This is a genomic window from Halomonas sp. YLB-10 (assembly GCF_003856855.1).
GTDB classification, from domain to species: domain Bacteria; phylum Pseudomonadota; class Gammaproteobacteria; order Pseudomonadales; family Halomonadaceae; genus Halomonas; species Halomonas litopenaei.
The window spans coordinates 42,662-68,680 of the sequence record NZ_RRCU01000003.1; the positions used below are offsets into that span (position 1 = coordinate 42,662).

22 protein-coding genes are annotated in these 26,019 nt (G+C 65.2%); 5 read left to right on the top strand and 17 right to left on the bottom strand.

Translation table 11 applies throughout. The features are described from left to right. Positions 1 to 311: 311 nt before the first annotated feature. The 13 genes from EBB56_RS07585 to EBB56_RS07645 form a co-directional block, all read right to left on the bottom strand. Positions 312 to 3,089, bottom strand: a complete 2,778-nt coding sequence (locus EBB56_RS07585; RefSeq protein WP_124803692.1) for a DUF3141 domain-containing protein — start codon at positions 3,087 to 3,089, stop codon at positions 312 to 314. Between the two features lie 212 nt (positions 3,090 to 3,301). Further along, positions 3,302 to 4,303, bottom strand: a complete 1,002-nt coding sequence (lipA, locus tag EBB56_RS07590; RefSeq protein WP_045992674.1) for a lipoyl synthase — start codon at positions 4,301 to 4,303, stop codon at positions 3,302 to 3,304. A 67-nt stretch (positions 4,304 to 4,370) separates the two neighbouring features. Continuing rightward, positions 4,371 to 5,042 (bottom strand): lipoyl(octanoyl) transferase LipB, encoded by a 672-nt coding sequence (gene lipB / locus EBB56_RS07595; RefSeq protein ID WP_045992675.1) that lies wholly within the window; start codon positions 5,040 to 5,042, stop codon positions 4,371 to 4,373. Beyond that, positions 5,042 to 5,350, bottom strand: a complete 309-nt coding sequence (locus EBB56_RS07600) for a YbeD family protein (protein ID WP_045992676.1) — start codon at positions 5,348 to 5,350, stop codon at positions 5,042 to 5,044. The genes lipB and EBB56_RS07600 overlap by 1 nt, the downstream gene beginning before the upstream one ends. A gap of 144 nt (positions 5,351 to 5,494) precedes the next feature. Next, positions 5,495 to 6,715 carry a D-alanyl-D-alanine carboxypeptidase family protein gene (locus EBB56_RS07605; RefSeq protein ID WP_083970391.1) on the bottom strand — a complete coding sequence of 407 codons (1,221 nt, stop codon included), beginning with the start codon at positions 6,713 to 6,715 and terminating at the stop codon, positions 5,495 to 5,497. 140 nt (positions 6,716 to 6,855) lie between these two features. Beyond that, on the bottom strand, positions 6,856 to 7,908 hold the full coding sequence (locus EBB56_RS07610; RefSeq protein WP_124803694.1) for a septal ring lytic transglycosylase RlpA family protein: 1,053 nt from the start codon (positions 7,906 to 7,908) through the stop codon (positions 6,856 to 6,858). Further along, complete coding sequence (mltB, locus tag EBB56_RS07615; RefSeq protein WP_124803696.1) at positions 7,905 to 8,963, bottom strand: lytic murein transglycosylase B; 1,059 nt, start codon at positions 8,961 to 8,963, stop codon at positions 7,905 to 7,907. The genes EBB56_RS07610 and mltB overlap by 4 nt, the downstream gene beginning before the upstream one ends. A gap of 273 nt (positions 8,964 to 9,236) precedes the next feature. Then, positions 9,237 to 10,394, bottom strand: coding sequence for a rod shape-determining protein RodA (rodA, locus tag EBB56_RS07620; protein ID WP_108132837.1), 1,158 nt, complete (start codon positions 10,392 to 10,394; stop codon positions 9,237 to 9,239). After that, positions 10,394 to 12,280: a penicillin-binding protein 2 gene (mrdA, locus tag EBB56_RS07625; protein WP_108448861.1), complete on the bottom strand. Its 1,887-nt coding sequence runs from the start codon at positions 12,278 to 12,280 to the stop codon at positions 10,394 to 10,396. Before mrdA ends, rodA begins: the two co-directional genes overlap by 1 nt. Positions 12,281 to 12,313: 33 nt before the next feature. Then, the gene (gene rlmH, locus EBB56_RS07630; RefSeq protein WP_124803698.1) at positions 12,314 to 12,781 is read right to left on the bottom strand and encodes a 23S rRNA (pseudouridine(1915)-N(3))-methyltransferase RlmH; all 468 of its coding nucleotides are present in this window, start codon (positions 12,779 to 12,781) and stop codon (positions 12,314 to 12,316) included. Beyond that, on the bottom strand, positions 12,778 to 13,140 hold the full coding sequence (gene rsfS / locus EBB56_RS07635; protein ID WP_108132840.1) for a ribosome silencing factor: 363 nt from the start codon (positions 13,138 to 13,140) through the stop codon (positions 12,778 to 12,780). Before rsfS ends, rlmH begins: the two co-directional genes overlap by 4 nt. Before the next feature lie 117 nt (positions 13,141 to 13,257). Beyond that, positions 13,258 to 13,887: a nicotinate-nucleotide adenylyltransferase gene (nadD, locus tag EBB56_RS07640; RefSeq protein WP_124804213.1), complete on the bottom strand. Its 630-nt coding sequence runs from the start codon at positions 13,885 to 13,887 to the stop codon at positions 13,258 to 13,260. A gap of 47 nt (positions 13,888 to 13,934) precedes the next feature. Continuing rightward, positions 13,935 to 15,173, bottom strand: coding sequence for a glutamate-5-semialdehyde dehydrogenase (locus tag EBB56_RS07645; RefSeq protein ID WP_083970559.1), 1,239 nt, complete (start codon positions 15,171 to 15,173; stop codon positions 13,935 to 13,937). 176 nt (positions 15,174 to 15,349) lie between these two features. Here EBB56_RS07645 and EBB56_RS07650 point away from each other — a divergent pair, with 176 nt between their 5' ends. From EBB56_RS07650 to EBB56_RS07660, 3 genes are read left to right on the top strand one after another with little or no spacing between them, the layout of a single operon-like run. Further along, complete coding sequence (locus EBB56_RS07650) at positions 15,350 to 16,213, top strand: hypothetical protein (protein ID WP_045994178.1); 864 nt, start codon at positions 15,350 to 15,352, stop codon at positions 16,211 to 16,213. Continuing rightward, complete coding sequence (locus EBB56_RS07655) at positions 16,210 to 17,160, top strand: diguanylate cyclase domain-containing protein (RefSeq protein WP_045994177.1); 951 nt, start codon at positions 16,210 to 16,212, stop codon at positions 17,158 to 17,160. The genes EBB56_RS07650 and EBB56_RS07655 overlap by 4 nt, the downstream gene beginning before the upstream one ends. 60 nt (positions 17,161 to 17,220) lie before the next feature. Next, positions 17,221 to 18,627, top strand: coding sequence for a bifunctional DedA family/phosphatase PAP2 family protein (locus EBB56_RS07660; RefSeq protein ID WP_124803700.1), 1,407 nt, complete (start codon positions 17,221 to 17,223; stop codon positions 18,625 to 18,627). Between the two features lie 93 nt (positions 18,628 to 18,720). Here EBB56_RS07660 and EBB56_RS07665 read toward each other — a convergent pair whose 3' ends face one another. The 3 genes from EBB56_RS07665 to mpl all read right to left on the bottom strand — a co-directional run bounded on the left by EBB56_RS07665 (position 18,721) and on the right by mpl (position 21,465). Further along, positions 18,721 to 19,344 carry a LysE family translocator gene (locus EBB56_RS07665; protein WP_045994175.1) on the bottom strand — a complete coding sequence of 208 codons (624 nt, stop codon included), beginning with the start codon at positions 19,342 to 19,344 and terminating at the stop codon, positions 18,721 to 18,723. 104 nt (positions 19,345 to 19,448) lie between these two features. Further along, the gene (locus EBB56_RS07670) at positions 19,449 to 20,090 is read right to left on the bottom strand and encodes a flavin prenyltransferase UbiX (protein ID WP_124803702.1); all 642 of its coding nucleotides are present in this window, start codon (positions 20,088 to 20,090) and stop codon (positions 19,449 to 19,451) included. Continuing rightward, positions 20,083 to 21,465: a UDP-N-acetylmuramate:L-alanyl-gamma-D-glutamyl-meso-diaminopimelate ligase gene (mpl, locus tag EBB56_RS07675; protein WP_108132844.1), complete on the bottom strand. Its 1,383-nt coding sequence runs from the start codon at positions 21,463 to 21,465 to the stop codon at positions 20,083 to 20,085. Before mpl ends, EBB56_RS07670 begins: the two co-directional genes overlap by 8 nt. Positions 21,466 to 21,916: 451 nt before the next feature. Here mpl and EBB56_RS07680 point away from each other — a divergent pair, with 451 nt between their 5' ends. Then, the gene (locus tag EBB56_RS07680) at positions 21,917 to 23,176 is read left to right on the top strand and encodes a 6-phosphofructokinase (protein ID WP_124803704.1); all 1,260 of its coding nucleotides are present in this window, start codon (positions 21,917 to 21,919) and stop codon (positions 23,174 to 23,176) included. Positions 23,177 to 23,418: 242 nt separating this feature from the next. Here EBB56_RS07680 and EBB56_RS07685 read toward each other — a convergent pair whose 3' ends face one another. Further along, positions 23,419 to 25,140, bottom strand: a complete 1,722-nt coding sequence (locus tag EBB56_RS07685) for a bifunctional protein-serine/threonine kinase/phosphatase (RefSeq protein ID WP_124803706.1) — start codon at positions 25,138 to 25,140, stop codon at positions 23,419 to 23,421. A 302-nt stretch (positions 25,141 to 25,442) separates the two neighbouring features. Here EBB56_RS07685 and ppa point away from each other — a divergent pair, with 302 nt between their 5' ends. After that, positions 25,443 to 25,973 (top strand): inorganic diphosphatase, encoded by a 531-nt coding sequence (ppa, locus tag EBB56_RS07690; protein WP_045993354.1) that lies wholly within the window; start codon positions 25,443 to 25,445, stop codon positions 25,971 to 25,973. Positions 25,974 to 26,019 lie beyond the last annotated feature (46 nt).

Here is a 26,019-nt window from a genome sequence, read left to right on the forward strand (position 1 = left end):
CGCCGCGCTCCTTGGCGAACGCCAGTATGTGCCACTCCCGCCGATGGTGGACGGGAAAAATGCGCTTACCCTAACCCAGCGCCGAACGTCGCGCCAGTCACATCGGTTCGAGCCCCAGGCAGGCTAGACGCATGCCCAGCCGTTTCCCCACGACTGACGCCCTGGCGTCCACCTGACATCGCCAAGAGACTAGCCCTTACCTCGACGGCCGACAAGCCGCCCCTCAGAACCGACTTGCCCCTGCACGAAGCAGGGGCAAGCGGAATGGTCGATGTCTCACACTCGATCATCGAAGGCGGTCAGGCGCTTGACTAGCGCTTGCGCCGCTGCCCTCGGGGCGATCCAGTGCTGCGCCGACGGGTCGCTGCAGGCGCCTTCTCGGCGTCATTGCCTCCCTCGCGAGAGGCTGGCGTGGCGGCCTGGGCAGCCTTGGGCTCGGCCTCAGCCACAGGCTTGGTCTCGACCTCAGGCTTGGCCTCAGGTTTGGCCTCAGTTTTAGCGTCAGCCGCCGGTTTGGCCTCGGACTTGGTCTCGGGCTTGGCCTCAGGTTTAGTTTCAGCCGCCGGCTTGGACTCGGGCTTGGTCTCGGGCTTGGCCTCGGTTTTAGCGTCAACCGCAGGCTTGGGCTCGGGCTTCGCCTCAGGTTTAGTTTCAGGCTTCGCTTCGGCAGCCGGCTTCGCCTCGGTCCTCGCCTGGGCCTTTGCCGTAGGCGCATCAGCAGGCTCGGCGTCGGCCTTGGGCGCGGCCTGGGCCTGCCCTTCGACGCGGGAAGCTTCGCTTGCAGATTGACGAGTGCCGCGCTTGGCTGACGTGCCGCTAGCCGGCGACGTCTTGGCGCTGCTGTTACCACTGGCCCCACCACTGCGGCGGGCCGTACGACGCGTTGCCGGACGGGCCTTGCCAAACAGCGCCTTGATACGCTCGAAACGAGCGGCGGCGTGCTCGCTGAGCTCACCGCTGGCCGCCAGTACATGCTCGATATGCTCGATATGGCCGTCGATCGTCTTGGCATCGAGCCCCTTGAGCAGCTCGGGAATGGCCTCCAGCGCAGCCTCACGATCCTGCTTCAGGATAAAGAACTGATCGCGCATCAGATGCTTGAAGTCTTCCAGCCGCAGCTCCGGCTCAAGCTCGCTGCGTGACGCCTGCAGGCGGCGGAAATTGCGGCCATCGGTAGCAGGAGCACCACCCAGCACGAAGATCACCGAGCGCATCACGGCCTCGTGGGCGCCGCCTTGCGCCACCTGCTCGCGCACCTCCTGCTGGCGACGCTGGATAAAGCGACGACGCTCCGGCTCGGAGCCAGGCACCTGACGCTCACCCTCCACGGCGCCTTTCAGCCCCACCAGCGACTGCAACAGCGGCTGACCATAGAGGTCAAGGAAGGCCTTCTCGAGGGCGCGATCGCGCAGTACCCGCCAGGCATCCAGACTCCGCGAGATCAGGCTCGACCCGATGTCCTCATACACTCGGAAGATGTTGTCATCACCGAGTTCATGACGATGCTTGCGCACCGACTCCGCCATCACCGGCAACGACGACATCATCGGATTACGATCGGACAGCAGGCGATAGCCCATGCGATTGGGGTGCATCTTGCGCATCCAGCGAGCCGACTCGGGTGTCGACACGGCACGAATCCAGGGTTGCAGGAACTGACGATAGAGCCCCAGATTGATCTCCGAGACCCTGGCCACCGTGGCGAAACGCAGCTCGTCCTCGGGGCTATGCTTGACCACCTGATTCAGGTCGTCGAGGTCCCGGGTAGAGAACTCCAGCAGGTAGTCCCGCTCGATCAATTCGGCGTCGGGCCGCTCGCTGGCCTTGGACACCGTGGTCTCGTAGAGCCCCGGCGGCAGCACGTCGATGTAGTCCATGTTGGCGGTGAACTCGGCGTGTTCCTTGCGCGAGACGCTGCCGGAAACGAAGATGCCGAGGTGGCCGGTCTTGTCATGGACGCAGTAGACGATGGTCTGCTCGTTGGCGATGATGTCGTCGACGCCGTCGTAGAGATCACGCACCCAGCCAAGCGCCTGAGGCGGCGGCGTGATGTCATCACCTTGTGAGCAGAACACCACCACCGGGGAGCGCACGTTGCGAAGATCGATACGGCGCCCGTCGGACGTCACAAGCTGGGCCGTGGACAGGCGATTGCCGACAAACAGGTTGTCGACGATGTACTGGATCTCTTCTCCACCCAGCACCACATGGCCGCCCCACCAGCGCTCGAACTGAAGATAGCGATCGGCTTCGGTATCGACATGGGCGTACAGGTTGTACTGCTTGTCCCACCAGGTGTTGGCCGGATTGAGGCGTTCGAAGTTCTGCACCAGCCAGGCCCCGTCGAACAGGCCATCGCCCATGTCCGAGAGCATATGGGTGGCCCAGCTGCCGCCGGTCATGCCGCCGGTATAGCGCATCGGCGCCTTGCCGCGCTCCCCGGCCCAGTAGGACAGCGGTGCACCGGCGATCAGGATCGGTCCGAACAGCTCGGGCTCGAGCGCTGCCGCCATCATGATCTGCCAGCCCGCCTGACAGTTGCCCACGACCATCGGTTTTTCGCTATCGGGATGCAGCTCCGCGACGTGGCGCAGGAAGGTGACCTCGGCTTCAACCACGTCCTCGACCCGCTGCCCCGGGACGGGATAGGGCATGAAGGCGATGAAGTAGCAGGGATGGCCGGCGCGCAGTGCGATACCGATCTCGCTGTCGGGCTTGAAGCCACCGATACCCGGGCCATGCCCGGCGCGCGGGTCGACCACCACGAAGGGGCGTGCCAGTTCATCGGTCTCTACACCCTCGGGCGGGTGCACGCGCAAAAGCTCATAGTTGACGGGGCGAGGCAGGGTCTCGCCTTCCATCACGATGTCGGTATCGAAGCCAAGTACGGTGGGGCGGGTCTTCTCGATATGTTCGAGGTATTCGTTGCCGCGCTGGCGCATGACATCCCAGTAGAGGATGCTGCGCTCGACGCTGTCACGCCAGTAGTCGGCCGCGGCACGGCCGAAGCCGAAGGGGTCGAACAGTGGAGCAAAGGGTTCCGCCAGCGCGAACAGGGGCGCGGTGGCGCTTGGCATCAACGCATTCATATAGGCTCCCAGGGTTGCGTGATGCGCAGCAGGCGATCCTTGCGTCTGCGCACTTGTTGCAGTGCAATATAGCGCAATAATGCAGGTACTGCGAAGCCCCCTCCTTTCGGAGCTGCACATCGTGTAGGAGATTCACTGTAGAGCGGGTACGCTCAAAAACACAACGCCCGGCAATGCCGGGCGTTGTGGGTAGCTGAAATACCGCTTTCGCTCTACTTCACTTCGATACCGTGTGCCTGCTGATCGGCATGGTAGGACGAGCGCACCAACGGGCCGGAAGCCACGTGGGTGAAGCCCATGGCGCGCCCCTGCTCGGCGAACCAGTCGAACGTGGACGGCGGCACCCAGCGATCCACCGGCAGGTGATTGCGAGACGGCTGCATGTACTGCCCCAGGGTCAGCATATCCACGTCGTGGGCACGCAGGTCGCGCATCACCTCGATGACCTGCTCGTCGGTCTCGCCGACACCCAGCATCAAGCCAGACTTGGTCATCACTTCGGGACGGCGGGCCTTGTAGCCCTTGAGCAGGTCCAGCGACCACTGATAGTCGGCCCCCGGCCGCACCTTGCGATACAGACTCGGCACCGTCTCCAGGTTGTGGTTGAAGACGTCGGGCGGCGTGGTCTCGAGGATGTCCAGCGCCACCTCCATGCGACCACGAAAGTCCGGCACCAGTACCTCGATCTCGATGCTCGGGCTATCACGACGAATCTCGCGGATGCAGTCGACGAAGTGCTGGGCACCGCCGTCACGCAGATCGTCACGGTCGACGGAGGTCACCACCACATAGTTCAGGCGCATCTCGGCGATGGCCTCGGCCAGTTCGCGCGGCTCGCGCTCGTTCAGGGCGTTGGGACGCCCGTGAGCCACATCACAGAACGGGCAGCGGCGGGTACAGATATCGCCCATGATCATGAAGGTGGCGGTACCGCCGTTGAAGCACTCGCCCAGGTTGGGGCATGAGGCTTCCTCGCAGACGGTGTGCAGGCCATGACGTCGCAGGGTCTCCTTGATACGGGTGACTTCCTTGGACACCGGCATGCGTACCCTGAGCCAGTCCGGCTTGCGCGGAATCTCCTCCGTGGGGATCACCTTGACCGGGATCCGCGCCACCTTGTCGGCGCCGCGAAGCTTCACTCCCCTTTCGCTGCGGGCGTTCTTCTTGGCCTTGGCGGCGGCGGCCGCCGCCTGGATGGCGGAACTGTCTGTCATTTCACTGTCCTGTGAGGATCGCTCGGGAGACACGTTGCTGTGACGGCCTTCGGCGTGCCCTGTGCGATCAGTCAAAATTGTGGGCGTCGAGCACTCCCGGCAAGCCGGGGCGCTCGATCAGTTCGCGTTGTCCCAGTCGCGTCGCCAGCGTGCGCAATAGCCGACGCGCTTCGGCTTCCATGTCCAGCCTCGAAGAGACCAGATCGGCCAGCCGGGTCATCTCGAGTCCAGCGTAGCCACATGGGTTGATAAACGAAAATGGCGTGAGATCGACCTCGAGATTGACCGCGATGCCATGAAAACTGGCACCCCGTCGAATCCTCAACCCCAACGAGGCAATCTTGCGTTCACCGACGTACACGCCAGGCGCGTCAGGCCGGGCGCTTGCCTCGATACCATGCTCGCCCAGGGCATCGACCACGCTGTCTTCCAGCGCACTGACGAGGTCTCGGACCCCCAGTCTGGCACGCTTGACATCGATCAGCGGGTACAGCACAAGCTGACCCGGGCCGTGGTAGGTCACCTGCCCGCCGCGATCGGTCTCCACCACCGGGATCTCGCCCGGCATCAACAGATGCTCGGGCTTGCCTGCCTGGCCCTGGGTGAACACCGGCGGGTGCTGGACCACCCAGATCTGGTCAGGCGTATCGCCATCTCGGGTGTCGGTCAGTTCGCGCATCGCCTGCCACACTGGCCGATAGGGCTTGAGCCCCAGATGATAGACGTCGATCGCCTCCATCACACCACCATGTGCACGCGGCCTGTGGCCTTGAGTTCGTCGAACAGCGCCTTGAGCTGGGCTTCACCGGTGGCGCGCATGGTCAACCGCACCGACTGGAAGCGCCCGTTGCGACTGTCGACCACCTCGAGGCTGCTGCCCTCGAAGGTAGGATCATGGCGATGCACGATCTGGCTGACGGTGGCGGCGAAGTCCTCGGCAGCATCTCCGACCACCTTGATCGGATAGTCGCAGGGAAAGGTGATGGTGACATCCGCCGGATCCGGCCCTGCCTGGGTGCGCAGATCGCGAAAGGTCCTGTCGTTCATCCGATGCCCCTTACAATGGATACCCGAGTATTCTACTCAACCTTGGCATCACGACCAAGGACGCCGGCCGAGGCGGCTCACCTCGGCCGGCGTCACGGCGACCACAGGGCGCGCATTGACGCCAGGGCCGCACCACAGGGACGATCAGTCGAACCAGCCGCCGACCAGGTCGCTGAAGAAGCGCTGGACCTTGTCGATCATGCGCTTGAACAGCCCACCCTGCTCTACCGCTTCCAGCGCCACCAGGTCACGCTCGCCGACCACCTCGTCCCCGAGGCGCACCTCCATGGTGCCGACCCGCTGGCCGGCGGCGATGGGTGCGGTCAAGCCACTGTCGATGTCCAGGCGCGCGGTGAGCTCGTCATTGCGGTTGCGCGGCACGGTCATGTAGACGCCATTGTCGACGCCCACCTTGAGCTCGTTGGTGCTGCCTTCCCACACCCGCGGCGTATTGAGTACGGCGCCACGATCATACAGTTTCAGCGTCTCGTAGTAGCGGAAGCCATAGCTCAAAAGCTTCTGGGTTTCCTGGGCGCGGGCTTCTTCGGAGCTGGTCCCCATCACCACCGAGATCAACCGCATGTCATCACGCTGGCCCGAGGACACCAGGCAGTAGCCGGCCTCTTCGGTCCAGCCGGTCTTGAGGCCGTCGACGCTGGGGTCGCGCCACAACAGACGGTTGCGGTTGGCCTGTTCGATGCCGTTGTAGGTGAAGTGCTTCTGGCTGTAGATGGCGTAGTGTTCCGGGTAGTCCAGAATGATGTGCCTGGCCAGACGCATCAGATCCCGAGCCGAGGAGTAGTGATTCTCCGACGGCAGCCCGGTAGCGTTCTCGTAGTGGGTGTTCTCCATGCCCAGCTGGGTGGCGTGCTGGTTCATCAGGTCGGCAAAGGGGTCCTCGCCGCCGGCCAGATACTCGGACATGGCGACGCTGGCGTCATTGCCGGAGACGATGACGATACCGTGGAGCAGTTCCTCGACGGAGACACGAGTACCGACCTCGACAAACATCTTCGAGCCGCCGGTACGCCAGGCCTTCTCGCTGATCGGCACCATGTCGTCGGGCTGGATGTTGCCCCGATCAAGTTCACGTTCGACCAGGTACGCCGTCATCAGCTTGGTCAGGCTGGCCGGCGGCAGGCGCTGGTCAGAATTGTGCTCGGCCAGGACTCGTCCGCTGTTGGCGTCGATCAGGATCCAGGACTTGGCCGCCAGCTGAGGCGGTGCCGGGATCATGACCTGGGGCTCTGGCACGTCCGGTGTCGGCGAGTCGGGCTGCTGAGCACTCGTCAGGGGTGCCACCAGGGCCGCACATACAAAGGCCACGGGCAACCAGCGGCGAGTAAAGGATGACTTAGCGATCATGGTGAAATGTCTCGTTACAACAATCAGGGAAAGCGGTGATCAGGGCCACCGCACAATGCTTCCAACAGCCGGCCTCACTGGAACCGCCGGCATCGACCGGCCGGACGATCAGCGAGGCGTCGGCTGCACTTCGTCGACACCTAGCGAGCATCGACGACAAAGGTCTGCGCGAATCCCGCCTGGCGCAAGCGTTCGCGGACCGGCTCCGCCTGCCCGCGGCTCGCCAGCGGCCCGACCTGCACCTTGTGCAGACCGGCGGCGCTGGCCACACGCACCTGCTGATTCAACCGCGTCTCCAGATCCGCCTTGAGGTCTCGGGCGCTGTCCGCCGATCCCAGGGCTGCCACTTGAATATAGATGCCGGGAGTCCCGGCCGCGGGCGCCTGCGGGGCGCTCTGGCCTGCTGCCGGCGACGCGGCGGACGGCGCGCTGGGCGCCGCATTGGGTGCAGCACGGGCTGTAGTACTGGCTGTAGTACTGGCTGTGGTACTGGCCGTAGTTCTGGTCCCAGTACTGGCCGCAGCGCTGACTGGCGCGGCGCGCACACCCCCGCTGACCGAGTCGCTCGACGCACCTGCGCCGCGACTGGCCTGCCACTGATCGGGATCGATCACGCTGACCCGCACCCGGCCCGTGCCATGGTCGAGAATATCGAGCCGCGCGGCCGCTGCGTAGGACAGATCGATCTCGCGGTCGTCGTGGAAGGGGCCGCGATCGTTGACTCGCACGATCACCGACCGCCCGTTGTCCAGGTTGGTCACCCGGGCGAAGGTCGGTAACGGCAGCGACTTGTGCGCCGCCGTCATCTTGTACATGTCATAGATCTCGCCGTTGGAGGTCGCGTAGCCGTGGAACTTCTGACCGTACCAGGAAGCGGTACCCTCGCGCTGATAGCCACTCGGGTCATCCAGCACATGGTAGGTCTTGCCCCACACCTCATAGGTCGAGCGGTTGCCGGCGCGTGAGCGTGGCTCGTCGCGCGGCACCGCGTCCGGCACCTGACTGACGTCCGGCGGCGTCTCGGGATAGGCGTCGCCGCTCATGGCATAGCGCCCACCCGCCGTCGCCCGCGAATCCTGAGGCGTCGCGGCCGCCTGCTGAGTGGTCTCCGGGGCGGTCCCGCCACCGCCGGCACAACCGGTCAGGGCCACCAGCAGCGACAGGGTCGGCAACAAGGGCGCGCGCAGGGTCATGAACTCACCTCCGTGTCCAGGGCATGCCACCACTGGGGCTTTCCCAGCGAGCGCACCTCGGCGATGGCCTCCGACAGTTCCGTGACCGCCATGGCGTAGAGGTGGCTGTGGTTATAGCGGGTGATCACGTAGAAGTTGGCCCCACCCAGGCGGTAGTGGGTGCTGCCGTCTTCCATGTCCAAAGCCAGCGGCACCACCTTGGCATCCCCCGGCAGCGGCTCCACCGGCTGGATGCCCTGGGCTTCCAGTTCGGCAACACGGGCGTAGGGCGGATCGGTGCGGTTGAAGCGAATCGAGGACGGCACCGAGCTGGGGCCTTCGGCCTCCCAGTACAGGGTGCCACCCGCCTGCCAGCGGTGCTCGGCGAAATAGTTGGCCACACTGCCGATGGCATCCACCGGATCGGTCCACAGGTTGCGCTGGCCGTCGTCGTTGAAGTCGACCGCGTAGGCCTGGTAGCTGGTGGGAATGAACTGGGGATAGCCCATGGCACCGGCGTAGGAGCCCTTCAAGGCTCCGGGATCGACGTTCTGCTGGTAGGCAATGTCGAGAAAGGCCTCGAGCTCCCCCTCGAAGAACTCACCGCGCCGGGGATGATGAAAGGCCAGCGTGGACAGCGAATCGAGCACCCGATGATCACCGGTGATACGCCCGTAGCGGGTCTCGACGCCGATAATCGCGGCGATCACCTCCGGTGGCACACCATAACGCGCTTCAGCGCGATCGAAGGCGTCACGATGGGCCTCGATGAATGCCGCGCCCTCGTTGATGCGCTCTTCACCGAGGAAGATGCCACGATAGCGCTCCCAGGTCAGGTGATGCTCGGCGGCACCGCTCATGGCCTCGAGCACCGACGGCTGGAACTCTGCCCTGGCCATGGCGCGCTCCAGCCACTGGCGCGAGACGCCCTGGCGCTCGAGCCGATCCATCATCGCGTCGACCTCCGGCGAGGCGAAATCCTGCGCCTGGGCCGCCAGCGACAGCGACAGCGAGGCCAGAAGCCCACACAACGCCGCGCCGAGGCCTTTCCTTCCCTGGACCAGGGGTACTGTCATCGATCTTCTCCCTTGGGGAACCCGCAGGCGCCGCCGCCCCTGCAAAGCCGGCAAGCGCTTCGCTCGCCGGCCCCACCGTGGCCACTGTCGCCGCCTCTCTCTGGGCTCCCGTTAGCCTGGTCGCCAGCCCCTAGGGCTTGTCTGAAAAGTGCCTGCGCTCGGTAATACGGCGTTAAAAATCGGATCAAAATGCTCATTTACACCCCGTAAACTGCGCTTTCTCACCGATTTTTGCCTTGTCTAACCTTCGCTCGTCGACTTTTCGGACAGCGCCTAGCGTGGCAGCAACCGGCGATGTGCATTGACCGCCATGAGAATACCGAAACCGGCCATCAAGGTCACGCTGGACGTCCCCCCGTAGCTCACCAGGGGCAGCGGTACGCCGACCACCGGCAGAATGCCGCTGACCATGCCGATATTGACGAAGACGTAGATAAAGAAGGTCAGCATGATGCCGCCTCCCAGCAATCTGCCGAAGGTATCCTGGGCGGCGCCCGCCAGCCACAGTCCACGTGCGACGATCAGCAGGTAAAGCAGCAGGAAGGCCAGCATGCCGACCAGCCCGAATTCCTCGCCCAGCACGGCCACGATAAAGTCGGTGTGCCGCTCCGGCAGGAACTCGAGCTGCGACTGGGTGCCTTCGAGCCAGCCCTTGCCCCAGACGCCCCCGCTGCCGATGGCGGTGGTCGACTGGATAATGTTCCAGCCGGCGCCCAGCGGGTCGCTTTCGGGATCGAGAAAGGTCAGCACGCGCTGGCGCTGATAGTTGTGCATGTTCATCCACAACAGCGGCAGCGCTGCCCCCGCCAGCGCCACCATGACACCGATAAAGCGCCAGGACAGCCCCGCCAGCAGGATCACGAAGACCGCCGCTGCCGCCACCAGCAGCGAGGTGCCAAGGTCCGGCTGGCGGGCGATCAGGCCCACCGGCAGAGCGATCAGCAGCGCGCAACCGGCCAGCGCGCGCCAATTGGGTGGCAGCTCGTGGCGACTGAGCCAGGCCGCCACCATCATCGGCATGGCGATCTTCATCATCTCGGAGGGCTGAAAGCGCACCACGCCGGGAATCACCAGCCAGCGCTGAGCGCCCATGCCGACGTCACCGAGGATCTCCACCGCCACCAGCATCACCAGGCCGGCCAGGTAGGCCGGCAACGCCCAGCGCATCAGCGTCGCCGGCGAAAACTGCGCCAGCACCAGCATGACCGCCCAGGCCACGCCGAAGCGAATCGCCTGGGCGGTGACCACGTGAACGTTCTCGCCACTGGCGCTGTAGAGCACCGCCAGGCCACTGCACATCAGCACCAGCAGCATGCCGAGCAACCAGGGATCGACGTGCATCCTTTGCCAGAACGAGGTGCGTCGGGCGATACCGCTGGCCGGGGGACGCACCGGGTGGCCGCGCAACGAGCGCACAAAATCGATGGCCATCAGTCTTCCTCCTCGGCGGCGGTCTCGTCGGTGCGCGGACGACCGGCGTTGTGGTCGAGAATCCAGGCATCGGCCATGGCCCGAGCCAGCCCCGCGGCGTGGGTCGACCCGCCACCGGCGTTCTCGACGATGACCGAAATGGCGATTTGAGGGTCCTCCACCGGCGCAAAGGCCATGAACAGCGCATGGTCGCGCAGACGCTCCCGCAGTTCAGCGGCGTTGTACTTCTGGTTCTGCCCCAGCGAGAACACCTGGGCGGTACCCGACTTGCCGGCCATGCGATACTGAAGGCCTGCCCCGGTGCGCCGTGCCGTGCCCTCGCGCCCGGACAACACCTTTTCCATGCCGTTGAAGACCCGGGTCCAGTAGTTCTCGGGGGCCTCGATATCTGGCGGCGTGTCGGGCAGATCCACCGGCACCGGCTGGTCGCCGATGCGCTTGGCAAGCCGCGGGCGCACCCAGTGGCCGCGATTGGCGAGCACGGCGGTCGCGGCCGCCAACTGCAGCGGCGTGATCTGCAGATACCCCTGGCCGATACCCACCGACAGCGTCTCACCGGGATACCAGGGCTGATTGAAGCGTGCCTTCTTCCAGTCTCTGGATGGCAGCAGACCATCCCCCTGCCCGGCCACGTCGGCGGCGACCCGGGTGCCGAAGCCAAAGGCCCCCAGGTTCTCGTCGATACGATCGATGCCGAGCTCGTGGGCCAATGAATAGAAATAGGTGTTGTTGGACACCGCCAGGGCTCGCTCGAGATTCACCCGCCCATGCCCCCAGCGCAGCCAGTTGCGGTAGCGCCGATCGTCATTGGGCAGCTGATAGTAGCCCGGGTCGTAGATGACTTCGTCCGGGGTAACGGCCCCTTCGATCAACCCGGCCATGGCCATGAACGGCTTGATCGTCGACCCCGCCGGATAGCTGCCCCGGGTTGCCCGGTCGAACAGCGGCAGATCGATATCGCTCTGCAGCCCGCGGTAGGACTTGACGTCGATGCCGGTGACAAACTGGTTGGTGTCGAATCCAGGCACCGAGGCCATCGCCAGAATTTCGCCGGTCTGGGGCGCAATGGCGACGATGGCGCCGCGCCGACCATCGAGCAGATCCACAGCGAGCTGCTGCATGTCCATGTCCAGGGTCAGGGTCAGGTCCTGCCCCGGCTCGGGGTCGGTGTGCCCCAGCTCACGCAGCACCCGCCCACGGGCGTTGGTCTCGACCTTTCTCAGTCCCGCACGACCGTGCAATTGATCCTCGTAGAAGCGCTCCACCCCGGTCTTGCCGATAAAGTGGGTACCGGCGTAGTTGCCCGGATCCAGGCTCTCGAGTTCTTCGGCGTTGATCCTGCCCACGTAGCCAAGCGCATGGGACATGATCTCGGCGTCGGGATAGAAGCGCAGCAGCTGGGCCTGCACCTCCACTCCCGGCAAGCGGTGGCGATTGACCGCAAGCCTGGCGATCTGCGACTCGGTCAGATCACTCATCAACAGCGCCGGCTGGTAGGGACGCTGACGCTGGCGTGAACGCACCTTGAAGGCGTCCACCTCTTCGTCCGGCAGATCCAGCAGCTCGACCAGCAGCTCCAGGGTGGCATCGAGATCATCGACCCGCTCACGCACCAGGGTCAGGTTGTAGGTGGGACGATTTTCGGCCAGCAATTGGCCGTTGCGGTCGTAGATCAGCCCGCGGGTCGGGGGCAGCGGCTCCACCCTCACCCGGTTCTTCTCGGATCGGGTGCTGTAGACCTCGTGCTGGACGATCTGCAGATAGCACAACCGTCCCACCAGCAGGCCGGACAGCAGTACCACGACCACCCCGGCAAGCGTCGCACGCACACGAAAGATGCGCAGCGCGTTCTCGGGGTTCTTGAGGGTTTCGCGACGCTTACGCATGCGAGAGGCAATCCTTGTCTGACGCAGGAGCCATCATCGGTGGTAGGGGTGTCCCACCATCAGGGTCCAGGCACGGTAGAGCTGCTCGGCCAGCACCAGCCGCACCAGTGGATGGGGAAGGGTCAAGGGTGACAGCGACCAGCGCTGGTGGGCGCGGGCCGACAGCGTCGGGGCCAGGCCATCCGGGCCACCCACCAGCAGCACCACATCACGCCCGGCATGACGCCACTGATCGGCCTCATCGGCCAGCCGCTCGGTGGTCCAGGGCTTGCCGAGCACCTCCAGCGCCACCAGATGCTCATCACCCTTGAGGCGTGCCTCGATGCGCTCGGCTTCCTGGGCCACGGCACGCGCGGTATCCGCGTTCTTGCCGCGATGGCCCGGGGCGATCTCTTCGACCTCCAGGCGAAAATCCCGCGGCAGACGCTTGCGGTACTCTTCGACACCGTCGATCACCCAGCCTGGCATGCGTGTTCCCACCGCCAACAGGCGGACCTTCATGCCTTGGCCTCTTCCTCTGATGCCGGTGCATCGCTGGGAAGGTCCGACCACAGTCGCTCCAGGTCGTACAGCGCACGGGTGTCCGGCATCATCACGTGGACCACCACGCCGCCGAGATCGACCAGCACCCAGTCCGACCCGTTTTCACCCTCGACGCCCAACGGCTGAACGCCATTGTCCTTGGCGTTGGTAATGACGCTGTTGGCCAGCGCCGACACATGTCGTGTCGAGGTCCCGCTCGCCACCACCATCCAATCGGTCACGCTGGTCAGCCGAGACACGTCGAGCACCTCGACGTCCTTGGCCTTGATATCGTCAAGCGACTCGATCACGAGCGCCTTCAATGCTTCAATCTGCATAGCCCCTCATCACTGGGTAGTCATCGACCTCCCATTGTACCTGTTGGGAAGCCGAGTGGCAGCGCCAATCCAGCGCCTGATCGAATTTCTCGGACCGTGTTGCCTTGGCTGCCGCGCTCAGACCGCGCGGTACAGGTGTTGCGCCTGGATGCGCTCTTCCACTGCCGGCGGCAGCAGGTAGCGCACGCTCTTTCCCTGCATCAGGCTATGCCTGACGAAGGTGGCCGAGATCGCCATCCGCGACGGCAGCGACAGGCGCAGTAGTCGGCCCTGGGGCTTGGCCATCAGGGCATCGCCATGCTCGACCTCACGCCCCTCGATCAGCGCCTGAAGCGCTTCGGGCAAGGGCGCTTCGTGATCGGGGCGTTCGACCACCACCAGATGGGCAAGCGCGAAGATCCTTTCCGGGTTGTGCCAGTTCGCCAGCTTGAGAAAGGCGTCGTGACCAAGGGCCATGACGATGCGCGCCTCGTGGCCGTAGCGCTCACGCAGGGACTCGAGCGTCTGCACGCTGAACGACGGGCCCTCCCGTTCCAGCTCGCAGGGGTCCGCCGCCAGCCCCGGGGTATCGCCGATTCCCAGGCGCAACAGCTCGAGCCGTTTTTCGGCGGTGACCTGGGGCCGATCGCGCAACGGAGGCTGAGCCGCGGGGATCATGTGCACGCCATCGAGCGACAGCGCAGCGCGAAGCTCAAGCGCGGTGCGCAGGTGGCCTAGATGGACGGGATCGAAGGTGCCGCCAAGCATGCCGATGTGCGCAGGACGGCCCTCGACGTCAAAGCGAACGGCGCCACTCACTGTCGAATCTGGCCATCGCCGAAGACCACATACTTGCGCGTGGTCAGCCCCTCGAGCCCCACCGGCCCCCGGGCATGCAGTCGGTCGGTGGAGATGCCGATCTCCGCACCGAGCCCGTATTCGAAGCCATCGGCAAACCGGGTCGAGGCGTTGACCATGACCGAACTCGAGTCGACCTCTGCCAGAAAGCGGCGTGCCAGGCTGTAGTTCTCGGTGACGATGGACTCGGTGTGACGCGAGCTGTAGCGCTCGATATGCGCCATGGCCTCGTCGATGTCATCGACTACCCTGACCGACAGCACCGGCGCAAGGTACTCGGTGGCCCAGTCCTCGTCACTCGCCGTGAGCCAGTGATCGACGATCGCCCGGGCGCGGGCACACCCCCTCACCTCGACGCCCTTTTCCGCGTAGTCAGCGGCCAGGGTCGGCAGCAGGGCCTGCGCCACCTGTGCGTTCACCAACAGCGTTTCCATGGCGTTGCACACGCCGTAGCGATGGGTCTTGGCGTTGACCGCGATGGCACGGGCCTTGTCCAGGTCGGCGGCGGCGTCCACGTAGACGTGACAGATGCCGTCCAGATGCTTGATCACCGGCACCCTGGCCTCACGCGAAATACGCTCGATCAACGATTTGCCACCACGGGGAATGATCACATCGACAAATTCGTCCATGCTGATCAAGCGACCCACGGCGGCACGGTCGGTGGTCGCCACCAGTTGCACGGCGCCCTGTGGCAGTCCGGCTTCGGCCAGCCCAGAGGCAATGCAGCGGGCCAGCGCCTGGTTGGACGCGCTGGCCTCGGAGCCCCCGCGCAGAATGCAGGCATTGCCCGATTTCAGGCACAGGCTGGCGGCTTCCATGGTGACGTTGGGGCGAGATTCGTAGATGATACCGATGACACCCAGGGGCACGCGCATCATGCCGACCTGGATGCCGCTGGGCCGAGTGCTCAGGCCATCGATCTCACCGACAGGGTCGGGCAAGGCAGCGACCTGGGTCAGGCCCTCGATCATGGCGTCGATGCGGCCGTCATCCAGGGCAAGGCGATCAAGCAGAGCCTCGTCGAGCCCCTTGTCGCGACCGCGCGCCAGATCCTGCCGATTGGCCGACAGGATCTCTTGACGAGACGCGTCCAGCGCCTGAGCCATCGCCTTGAGCGCCTGGTTCTTGCGCGCGGGTGGCAGGCGACGCATATCGGTGGCAGCAACACGGGCCGCCTGGCCCATGGCGGTCATGTAGGCGTCGATATCGGCGACGCACTCGGCGGTGGCATTGGCGGATGAGTCGGACACGGTGAAACGAGTCTCCTGGTAGAACGAGGTCTCCGGGCAAAGAAAGAAGGCTTGCACCGGGATGACAACGCGGACGTGATGCGGATCGTGAACCACAGAAAGGATCATATTAAGACAGCATGCGGAACAAGTACAAAGTCGGCCTGTTCAAGCTGAACCTGTTCGCCGCGGCCGCACTGCTGGCCCTTTGCGCGGCGACCTCGGCGCGGGCGCTGGACACCACGCTGCTTGGTCTGGCCGCGCTATGGCTCGGGATCACCGGCATCGTCATCGAGTTCAGCCACCGCCGCCATGCCTACCGCGCCTGGCTGGTGGTGGCCAGCGTGCTGCTTGCCGCCCTGGTGATACTCTCGCCCGACGCCAACGGTGCCTGGCTGTGGGCCTGGCCTTTCCTGTTGATCCTGCCCCAACCCCAGTGGATGCTGATACTCAACGCCAGCCTTGCCGGGATAAGCTGGTGGAGCCTGATCACCCAGATGAGCCTTCACCATTGGGGCCTGGCTGGCGCGCTCTTGCTGTGCCTGTGCTTTCTTGCGATCGGACGTGCGCTGCCGGGCGGACATTCGCAACGCCTGATGCGCAGGAGAGCCCGTCTGGCGCCCGGACTGCCGCTGTGGTCGGCCAGCCAGCTGGAACGCGACCTGGCTCGGGAAAACAGCCGCGCCACCCGTGACGGCGTCCACGCCGAACTGGTGGTGATCCAGATCCATGGACGTTCTCTGTGGCGGGTCGCCCAGGACATCTGCACACGCATCAAGCGGTTCGAGAACGCCTATCGGCTAAACGGACGTACCGTCGCCGTCATGCTGACCAGTCGAGACGCCGTGCAGGCCAGGCAACGACGCCAGGAACTGCTGGAAGACATCGCCGTGCCGATCACGGTACGCACCGTATCGATTGCCAATCTGGACAACCTGCCCATGGTGCTGGCGGCCCTGGACAAGCAGTGCCCTGTCACCCAGGTGGTGGAGGACGACGCATGATCGAGCCACCCCAGTGGGTCCGTTCCTGGCGTGTCTGTGCCGATGTCATGGGGACCTTGCTGTTGGCGTCACTGGCCCTGTGGCACTATCTGCTGGGGCAATACGAGAGCATCCTGCTGCCGGCGTCCCTGAGTTGCCTGATGGCCGTGATCACGGTCTTCGATACCAGAAGAGCCTCGCGCGTCTCGAACTATCTGCTGCTGCTGTGCGGCTGCCTCGCCCTTTATGACCAGACGGTGCTGCAGGCATCGTTCGACGCCTTCTGGATCAGCGTACCTATCACCCTGATCCTGCTGGTACTGCCCTTCGGCCCTGCTCTGGTGCTGGCGCTGGCCGTCATGCCTATCTGGCTCATGGTGGTCGGCCAGTCTTCGCCAAGCCTCGATCAAATCAAGTTTCTGCTGACCTTCCTTGCGGTCACCTCCCTGGCCGGCTGGGAATACCTGCGTCAGCGCGACCTGAACCGGGCCACCGACCCCAGCGACGTCGACTGCGATGCGATCAATCGCGCCACCCTGCACGAGCGCCTGAACGGGGAGTTCGAGCGCGCCCAGCATCTGGACCAGCGGCTGGCGGTGGTGATCCTGCACCTGCCACAACTGGAAATCGCCAGTGAGCAGTACGGCTCTCGCACTCAGCTAACGCAACTCGACCAACTGTGCCAGGCGGTACGCCTTCACTGCCGTGACCACGATATTCTGGGACGAGAATCCCACGACACCTTCTGGCTGGTACTGCCCAACACCACCGAAAGCGGTGCCATGCTGGTGATCAAGCGACTGGAACAGGCGCTGTCCGAGGTTCGCCTGTCGGACATCGGCCCCTTGACCTTACGCTCACGGCTCTGCGCCCTGAACGCCAAGGAACCCTGGCAGCATTTCGAGCAGCGACTGGCTCGCCGCAGCGAGGCACTGGCCGTCACTCCCCTCCCACCCGGTCGCTCCTGACCACCCTGACTGTGGCAGAATGCCGAAACATCACGACGGCCCAACGCAAAGGAGAACAGGGTGGGAAATGCCGGGGACTGGTTGATTCAGTGGGCGCCTTCGCCCGGACTGCTGCTGCTGCTGATCTTTACCATCGCGCTGGTGGAGTCGCTTGCCCTGATCGGCGTGGTGGTGCCCGGCGTCGTTCTGATCACCGCCGCCGCCTCCCTGGCCGGCCACTACGACATCGCGGTTGGCTGGGTCATCGCCTGTGCCTTTGCCGGTGCCGTGGTGGGAGACGGCGCCAGCTACGCCATCGGCTATCGCTACCGTGAGCAGGTCACCGCCATGTGGCCGCTGTCGCATCACCCCGAGTGGCTGGCCCGGGGTGCACGATTCTTCCAGCGTCATGGTCCTCTTTCGGTGCTGCTGGGGCGATTCGTCGGACCGGTCCGCCCCATCGTGCCGCTGGTGGCGGGCATTCTGCGCATGCCGCCGACGACCTTCACCTGGGCCAATCTTGGCTCCGCCCTGCTGTGGGCACCGGCCTACATCCTGCCCGGTTATCTGCTGGGTCGAACCTGGCAACAGTGGCTGGCATTGCCGGACGACCTGCACCCCTGGCTGACAGCGCTCGGCGTCACCGTGGCGGTGCTGGCGCTGCTGTTCTCGCTGGTCCGCCACCACGCCTCGCCTCAGGGCCTGCTGTACCGTAGCTTCGCCTGGGTCAGCCATCACCTGCCCGGCGGGAGGCGCCTGTGGCAGGCCCTGGCCCCCCACCACGAGGAAGAGCCTCCCCTGGCCAGTTGGCTGTTGCTCCTGGGTGCACTGACCGCGCTGAGCGCCTGGACGCTGGTCGTGCTCCAGGCAGACGGACCGCTGATGATGGATACGCGGCTTCACGCCTTGATCGGCGGGCTCGAGCTACCCGGACTTCTGGCGCTGTCCGAGACACTGGCCGAGGCGGGAGATACCCTCGGCGTGGCGGCATTGGCACTGCCCTGGCTGGTGTGGCTGGCCAGCCGCCGTCACTGGGCGGCACTGGGCCTCGTGAGCGCTGGACTGATGGCCATCGCCACGCTCAACACCCTGGGCAAGGAGGTGATCGGCCGCCTTCGTCCGGATGCCCCTGACTATCTCGCCCACTCTCTGTCCTATCCCAGCGCCCACACCTCGACGGCGGTGGTCCTGTACGGCATGGCGGCCGCCTTTATCGCCCAGACGCTGCCACGCCGCCAACGCTTCTGGCCCTACTGGGTGGCGATCGCCATCGTCGTGCCCATGGCATTGTCACGCATCGTGCTGGGCGTGCACTGGCTGAGCGATCTCGTCGGGGGAGCCCTGCTTGGCCTGGTGGTCTGCGCCATGGTTCAACTGGCCTGGCTCAGGCGGGACCGGACGGCCCTGACGCCGTGTCCATTACCGGCGCTGCTGCTTGCCTCGCTGGCCCTGGTCAGCGCACGCATCCTGTGGCTGCCGCCGGTATAGGACAGTGACACGCCCCCGAACCGACACCTCTCGCAAGGCGGGCCCGGGGCCTTGTCCAGACATCGATGAGTGCCGGCACTTTTCAGCCAGGCCCTAGCCCAGCGCCAGCCACAGGCCCACACCAATCATCAAGGTCCCGGCGATGCGGTTGAGCAACCGTACACTGCCCCCACGTGCGAGCAGGTGACGCAGGCTCTTGCCACCACTGGCGTACAGCAGAAGGCAGGTGAACTCGAGACTCAGGATCACCAGGATCAACCCCGCCAACTGGGTCAGCACCGGCCGCGCCGGATCGATAAAGGGCGGCAGCAATGCCACGAAAAAGGCCCAGCCCTTGGGGTTGGCGACCGCAGTGACAAAGCCCTGCATGGCCAGCTCCCGTCGCTTCGGCGGCGCGGTATCCTCAAGATTGTCAGGGATCGCCATGCGCCCCCGTGAGCGCCACATCAGCCACCCCAGATAGACCAGGTAGGCCCCGCCCAGCCACTTGAACAAGGCAAACAGCGCCGGCAGCTTGAGCATCAGTGCCGCCACCCCCGCACCGGCGGAGAAGGCCACCAGCCCCACGCCAACCAGCTCCCCCAGCATCATCCACAGCGCCCGCTTCACCCCCTGGGTCATGCCCAGCACCATGGCCAGGGTCATGCACATGCCTGGCGTCAGCGAGACCAGAAAGAAGGTCGGAACGAACACAGAGAGAACGGACAGACTGGGCATGGATTTCCTTATCCCGAGCAGCGCTGGAGAGGTGTCTGACGGCGCGAGGTGATGATGATGCCAGGTGATGATGGTGTCTTGTGATGACGATGCCAGCTACGCACTCAGTCGCCGACGGTGGACCCGGAGGACCCCTCGCCCCACCTTGGCATAAGCTGATGATCGATACCCAGCTGATTGAGGATGCGCGCCACGATGAAGTCGATCAGATCATCGATGCTCTGCGGCTGGTGGTAGAAGCCGGGTGCTGCGGGCAACACCACCGCCCCCATACGGGTCAGACTGAGCATGTGCTCCAGGTGAATCGCCGAGAATGGCGTCTCCCGGGGCACCAGCACCAGGCGGCGGCGTTCCTTTAGCGCCACATCGGCGGCGCGCTCGATCAGATTGTTGCTGGCGCCACAGGCCACCGCCGACAGCGTTCCCGTCGAGCACGGGCAGATCACCATGGCACTGCTGGCGCCGGAGCCCGACGCCACCGGGGCCATCCAGTCCTCACGGCCAAAGCAGCGGATCTGGCCCTCGGCCGCCGAGAACCGCTCGCTGAGCGCCTCGGCCAGCAGCGCTGGACGTGGCGGCAAAGAGGCCTCGGTCTCGGTGGCGATGACCAGATGCGCGGCCTTGGAGATCATCACCCACACCTCGTGCCCCGCCGACACCAGCGCCTCGATCAGCCTCAGCCCGTACTGGGCGCCGGAGGCGCCGGTCAGGGCCACGGTCACAGGGGACTTGAAGCCTTCAGCCATGGGCGGCCTCCAGCGCCTCGAGCAGGCGCTCGTGGATGCCGCCGAAGCCGCCGTTGGACATCACCACGATACGATCATAAGGACGCGCCTGTGCCACCAGATCGGCGACCAGCGCATCGATCTCGCCACGACGGTGCGCCGGTATCGGCGAGGCCTCGACCAGCGCCTCCACCGACCAGTCCAGCCCCTCGGGCTGGTACCACCAGACCTGATCGGCCTGGGCCACGCTGTCCGCCAGGCGATCGCGCAGGGTGCCCAGACGCATGGTGTTGGAACGCGGCTCGATCACCGCCAGCAGGCGACCGCGCTGGGTCGAAGCGCGCAGCCCGGACAGCGTCGCCGCGATGGCGGTGGGATGATGGGCAAAGTCGTCGATCACCTGGACGCCGCCGACCTCGCCGCGCACCTCCTGGCGACGCTTGGGCGTCTCGAAACGCGACAGCGCAGCGGCGCCGCGCGCCAGATCCACGCCGAACACGCTGGCGGCGGCCAGGGCGGCCAGGGCATTGCGGGCGTTGTAGTCTCCGGTCAACCCCCAGTCGACCACTGCGTCCTCGTCGACCCCGTCCGGCCGCTGCTGGATCACCCTGAAACGACTGGCATCGTCACGCTCTAGCTCGATGCGCCAGGCCGAGTCCTGCTGCTGCCCCATGCGCGACACCGGTGTCCATGCGCCCTGGGCCAGCACCCGGTCCAGCGCCGGCGCGTCGTCCGCCACCAGCAACTGGCCACGCCCGGGCACCGTACGTACCAGGTGATGAAACTGGCGTTCGATGGCAGCCAGGTCGGGAAAGATGTCCGCGTGGTCATACTCGAGGTTGTTGAGGATGGCGACCAGCGGGCGGTAGTGCACGAACTTGGAGCGCTTGTCGAAGAAGGCGGTGTCGTACTCGTCGGCCTCCACCACAAAGGGCGCCTGCTCGCCGCCCAGTCGCGCCGATACGCCAAAGTTCCTCGGCACCCCGCCGATCAGAAAGCCAGGGGCCAGCCCAGCGCTTTCGAGCAGCCAGGCGGTCAGGCTGGCCGTGGTGGTCTTGCCGTGGGTGCCCGCCACCGCGATCACCGGGCGCCCCGGCAGCACGTGCTCGGCCAGCCACTGGGCACCGGACACGTAGGGCAGGCCACGATCGAGCACCGCCTCGACTTCAGGGTTGCCCCGCGACAGGGCGTTGCCGATCACCACCAGGTCCGGTGTCGTCGTCAGATTGTCGGCGGCGTAACCGCGCATCAGGGCGATGCCGGCCGTTTCCAGCTGGGTGCTCATGGGGGGATAGACGCTGGCATCCGAGCCGCTGACCTGGTGGCCAAGCTCCCGCGCCAACAGCGCCAGGCTGCCCATGAAGGTGCCGCAGATACCGACGATATGAAGATGCATGGCGCCTCCGGTGCGCTGCTGCTGCCCCGTCCCCGAGTCGACGCGCACGGCGCCCCCGGCAGACAACGGCACTCAAGGTTGGCGGCAGCCTAGCATGCCCCGACAAAGGCCTCCAGAGGCGGCGTCACGCCCTCGTCGCTGTTGCCGATCGCCCACTGTTTTACTTCGACGTCGGCGTTCGGCTGCGCCGGGGCATGCCGGTCGGATGCAGGCACCAGGCCGATGGGCTAGAATCGCCGACCATGTTCCGGCGCTGTCCCGGCGATGGTTGCCACGCGATGGCTTGCCACACGATGGCTTTAGTCCGCGAAGGCTTTAGTCCGCGAAGCCCTTCCCGACGAAGGCCTGGCCGACCGCGACGCGCCCACCGATCCTTTCCCTTCGCCACGCCGCGTGGGGACGTTGTTCGTTTCACCGTATTCACGATCCAGAACCAGGAGCCCCACGCCCCATGGCCCAGCACAACGCCTTCTACGCCCAGTCCGGCGGCGTCACCGCCGTGATCAACGCCAGCGCCTGCGGCGTCATCGAGACCTGCCGCCAGAACAGTGATCGCATCGGCAAGGTCTACGCCGGCCACAACGGCATCATCGGCGCCCTGACCGAGGACCTGATCGACGTAAGCCAGGAGTCCGATGACACCATCGCCGCCCTGCGCCACACGCCCGGCGGTGCCTTCGGTTCCTGTCGCTACAAGCTCAAGGACATCGAGAGCCATCGCACCCAGTACGAGCGCCTGATCGAGGTGTTCAAGGCTCACGATATCCGCTACTTCTTCTACAACGGCGGCGGCGACAGCGCCGACACCTGCCTCAAGGTCTCGCAGCTGTCCGAGAAGATGGGCTACCCGCTGACCGCCATCCACGTGCCCAAGACCGTGGACAACGACCTGCCGATCACCGACAACAGCCCGGGTTTCGGCAGCGTGGCCAAGTACATCGCCACCTCGACCCTCGAGGCCTCCATGGACATCGCCTCCATGTGCGCCACCTCCACCAAGGTGTTCGTGCTCGAGGTCATGGGTCGCCACGCCGGCTGGATCGCCGGTGCCGGTGGCCTGGCCGGCCAGGGCGAGGGTGAGCCACCCCACCTGGTGATCTTCCCCGAGATTCCCTTCGACCGTCGCCAGGTGATGGAGCGTGTGGAATACGCGGTCAAGAACTACGGCTACTGCGTGATCGTGGTTTCCGAGGGCGCACGCTACGAGGACGGCACCTTCCTCGCCGACTCGGGTAACACCGACGCCTTCGGACACCGCCAGCTCGGCGGCGTGGCCCCGACCCTGGCCGGCATGGTCAAGCAGGACCTGGGCTACAAGTACCACTGGGCGGTTGCCGACTACCTGCAGCGCGCCGCGCGCCACCTTGGCGCCAAGACCGACGTCGAGCAGGCCTACGCGGTGGGCGTCAAGGCGGTGGAACTGGCGCTCGAGGGGCACAACGCCCAGATGCCGGCGATCAAGCGCGTCAGCGACAACCCCTACCGCTGGGAGATCGAGGCGGCGCCGCTGGCCGATGTGGCCAACCGTGAGAAGTTCATGCCGCGCGAGTACATCCGCGAGGATGGCTTCGGTATCAGCGACGCCGGCCGTGCCTACCTGGCACCGCTGATCCAGGGCGAGGACTTCCCTCCCTTCGAGAACGGCCTGCCGAAGATGGCGCGCCTCAAGCTCGCGCGGGTGGAAAAGCGTCTGCCGGAATTCAGCCTGTAACTCAGTCTGTAGCATAGACGCGCCACAGCTCGCTGCGGCCCGGCGCTGCATCACGCACGCCCCGCGACCGAGACGCAGCCGACGCGACGCCGGCATGAAAAAAGCCCCGAGGCCTGGCCTCGGGGCTTTTCGTTTGACGACGCAGGGCGTGCCAGGAAGACCAACGGGCCCGTCTCGCGGATCACCAAAGCCCCAGGCTTTCTCCGATAAGTCGACGAGCGCAGGCACTTTTCAGGCAAGCCCTAGCGTAGCCACCAGGACAGGATCAACAACACCAGCAACAACCCGGCGATGGCCTGCCACAGGTTGGCGGGTTCCTTCCAGGCACGGATCGAACGACTGGGGGCTTCAGACACCTGCTGGCGGCCAGGCCGCACGCTATAGAGAAATTCCGACAGGCGCCGAAAACGCAGCGATCGCTGCGGGTCCAGGGCGCGTTTCAAGGCCTCGTCTAGCTCCGCGCTGACGTCTGGCCGGTAATGACGCACGCTACGGTAGCTCAACTGCTCGAGATCGGTATGACTGCGCAGCTGATGGGTCGGCACCGCGTAGGGCAGACGTCCGCTGATCAACCAGTACACCGTGGACGCCAGGGCGTACTGGTCACTGCGCCGGCCGACCTCATCATCGAGGGCATACTCGGGCGCACTGTGTTCATTGAGCCCCACCTGGGCCACCAGCCGGCGGGATCGCCGGTGACCATCGACATCGCGCAGATGGCAGGCGCTGAAGTCGGTCAGTACCACCCGCCCCTGATCATCGATCAAGACGTTGTCTGGATGAACCTGCTGGTGAATCAGGTCACGGTGGTGCAGCGCCTGCAGCGCCTTGCCCAGCTGCAGCGCGATGTCGAGTCGTTGACCGAGACTGGCACGCGGATAGCGCGCGACCCACTCGCTCAAGGTCATGCCATCGACGTACCGCATCAGGTAGTAGAGATGGCGGCGGGACCGGGAAGGCTCGACCACGCTGACCACGAAGGGCGAGTGAACCCTCTCCACCACCCACTGCTGAAGCAGGAAGTGCTCCAGGTAGGCGTTTCGATTGGACAGTTCAGGACTTGGCGCCTTGAGCACACAGACCCGCTCGGTATCCACATCGCGCACCCGGTAGACCCGTGAGTGGGCGGTGCGTGACATCACCGCTTCCACCACCAGTCCGTCGATCTGGTCACCCACGGCAAGCTCGGGGGGAATCGGCAGATCCCCGTACAGCCGACTGGGAGCGTCGCTGGCCGCATCAGGCAGTTCATCCACCCGGACCAGTTGAAAGCAGAAGGGGTCACTGCCGTAGCCCCGCTCACGAGCCCTGGAGCTTGCCGCCTCGGCCAGGCGCTCACAGGCCGCGTCCAGGTCACTGGCATCTTCGCGAATCAGCCGCACATAGTCGGAGGGCATCAGGGTCCCACGCACCCCTTGGGTGGTGAACAGAAAGATGTCCCCCTGCTTCAGCGGCCACTCCGAATAGTCGATGTCGATGCCGACATCCATGCCCAGCGCCCTGGCCGGGTAGCGATAGCCCCCCAGGTCGGTGACGTGGTCGCGGCTCAACTGCTCGAACTCGGCTCCCCGAAGCCGAAACACCAGGGTGTCACCTACATGAAAGAGGTGCGCGCCACGGTCCTTGAACACCACCGTCGACAACGAGGACACATAGCTGCCGTCCTCCATCTGGCGGGTCATGCCATGACACCAGGCGTTGAGCGCACGCATCACTCGCTGGGCCGACGCCTTGATGGTCCAGTGCGCCGGAGTCGCGTAGTAGTCGTTGAGAAATCCGCGCACGCTGAGATCTCCCGCCTGCTTGGCCAGGGCATGGCCTGAGGCTGAATCGCTGATCAGCGCGCAGGCGCCCTTGGGCTCGCCCTCTTCCGGCAGGCGCACCGACATCGAACTGCGCTGCCGATGGCGTTCGGGCGCCACAAAGGCTTGCCCATAACTCAGAGCGAGACGTGCGGTGGCCAAGATCACCTCCTGTGACTCCAGCGTTGATGACGCGACAAGACGTGGGCCAGGGGGCCGACGCCTTCACCGGCGGTATGATACACACCGAATCCCTGATATGCCTGACAAGTCGCCTTTGGCTTTGTTTACTGTGCTTTGGTGGCACCTCACCCCGCCGTCTCGTCCCATGGTTGTCTTGCGCGCCTTGTTGCAGCGCGTCAAGATACGCCCACCATATTGGTAATCCCGTCACGGGGTTCGTATAATCCGACGGATTTTTTTCCGCCGCCCAGGCGGACATCCGCCCAACGAAGGACGCGAGCATGAACTTCGACAACATCCCCGCCGGCAAGGAACTCCCCAACGACCTCTTCGTCGCCATCGAGATTCCCGCCAATCACGCCCCGGTGAAGTACGAAATTGACAAGGACATGGGTGCCCTGCTCGTCGACCGCTTCATGGCGACGCCGATGTTCTACCCGGCCAACTACGGCTTCATTCCGCACACCCTGGCAGACGACGGCGACCCCCTGGATGCCCTGGTGGTCACCCCCTACCCCGTCGCACCCGGCAGTGTCATCCGCGCCCGTCCGGTGGGCATCCTCAACATGACCGACGAAGCCGGCGAAGACGCCAAGCTGGTGTGCGTCCCGCACCCCAAGCTGTCCAGCCTCTACGACGATGTTCAGGAGGTCACCGATCTGCCCGAGCTGCTGCGTCAGCAGATCGCCCACTTCTTCGAGAACTACAAGGATCTCGAGAAGGGCAAGTGGGTCAAGGTGGAATCCTGGGAAGGTGTCGAGGCCGCCCGCAAGGCCATCGAAAAGTCCGCCGCCGCCTACACCAAGGCCTGAGCATCGGCGCAGACGCGCCAGCGACGGTTGCTTCCCCAGGCCACGC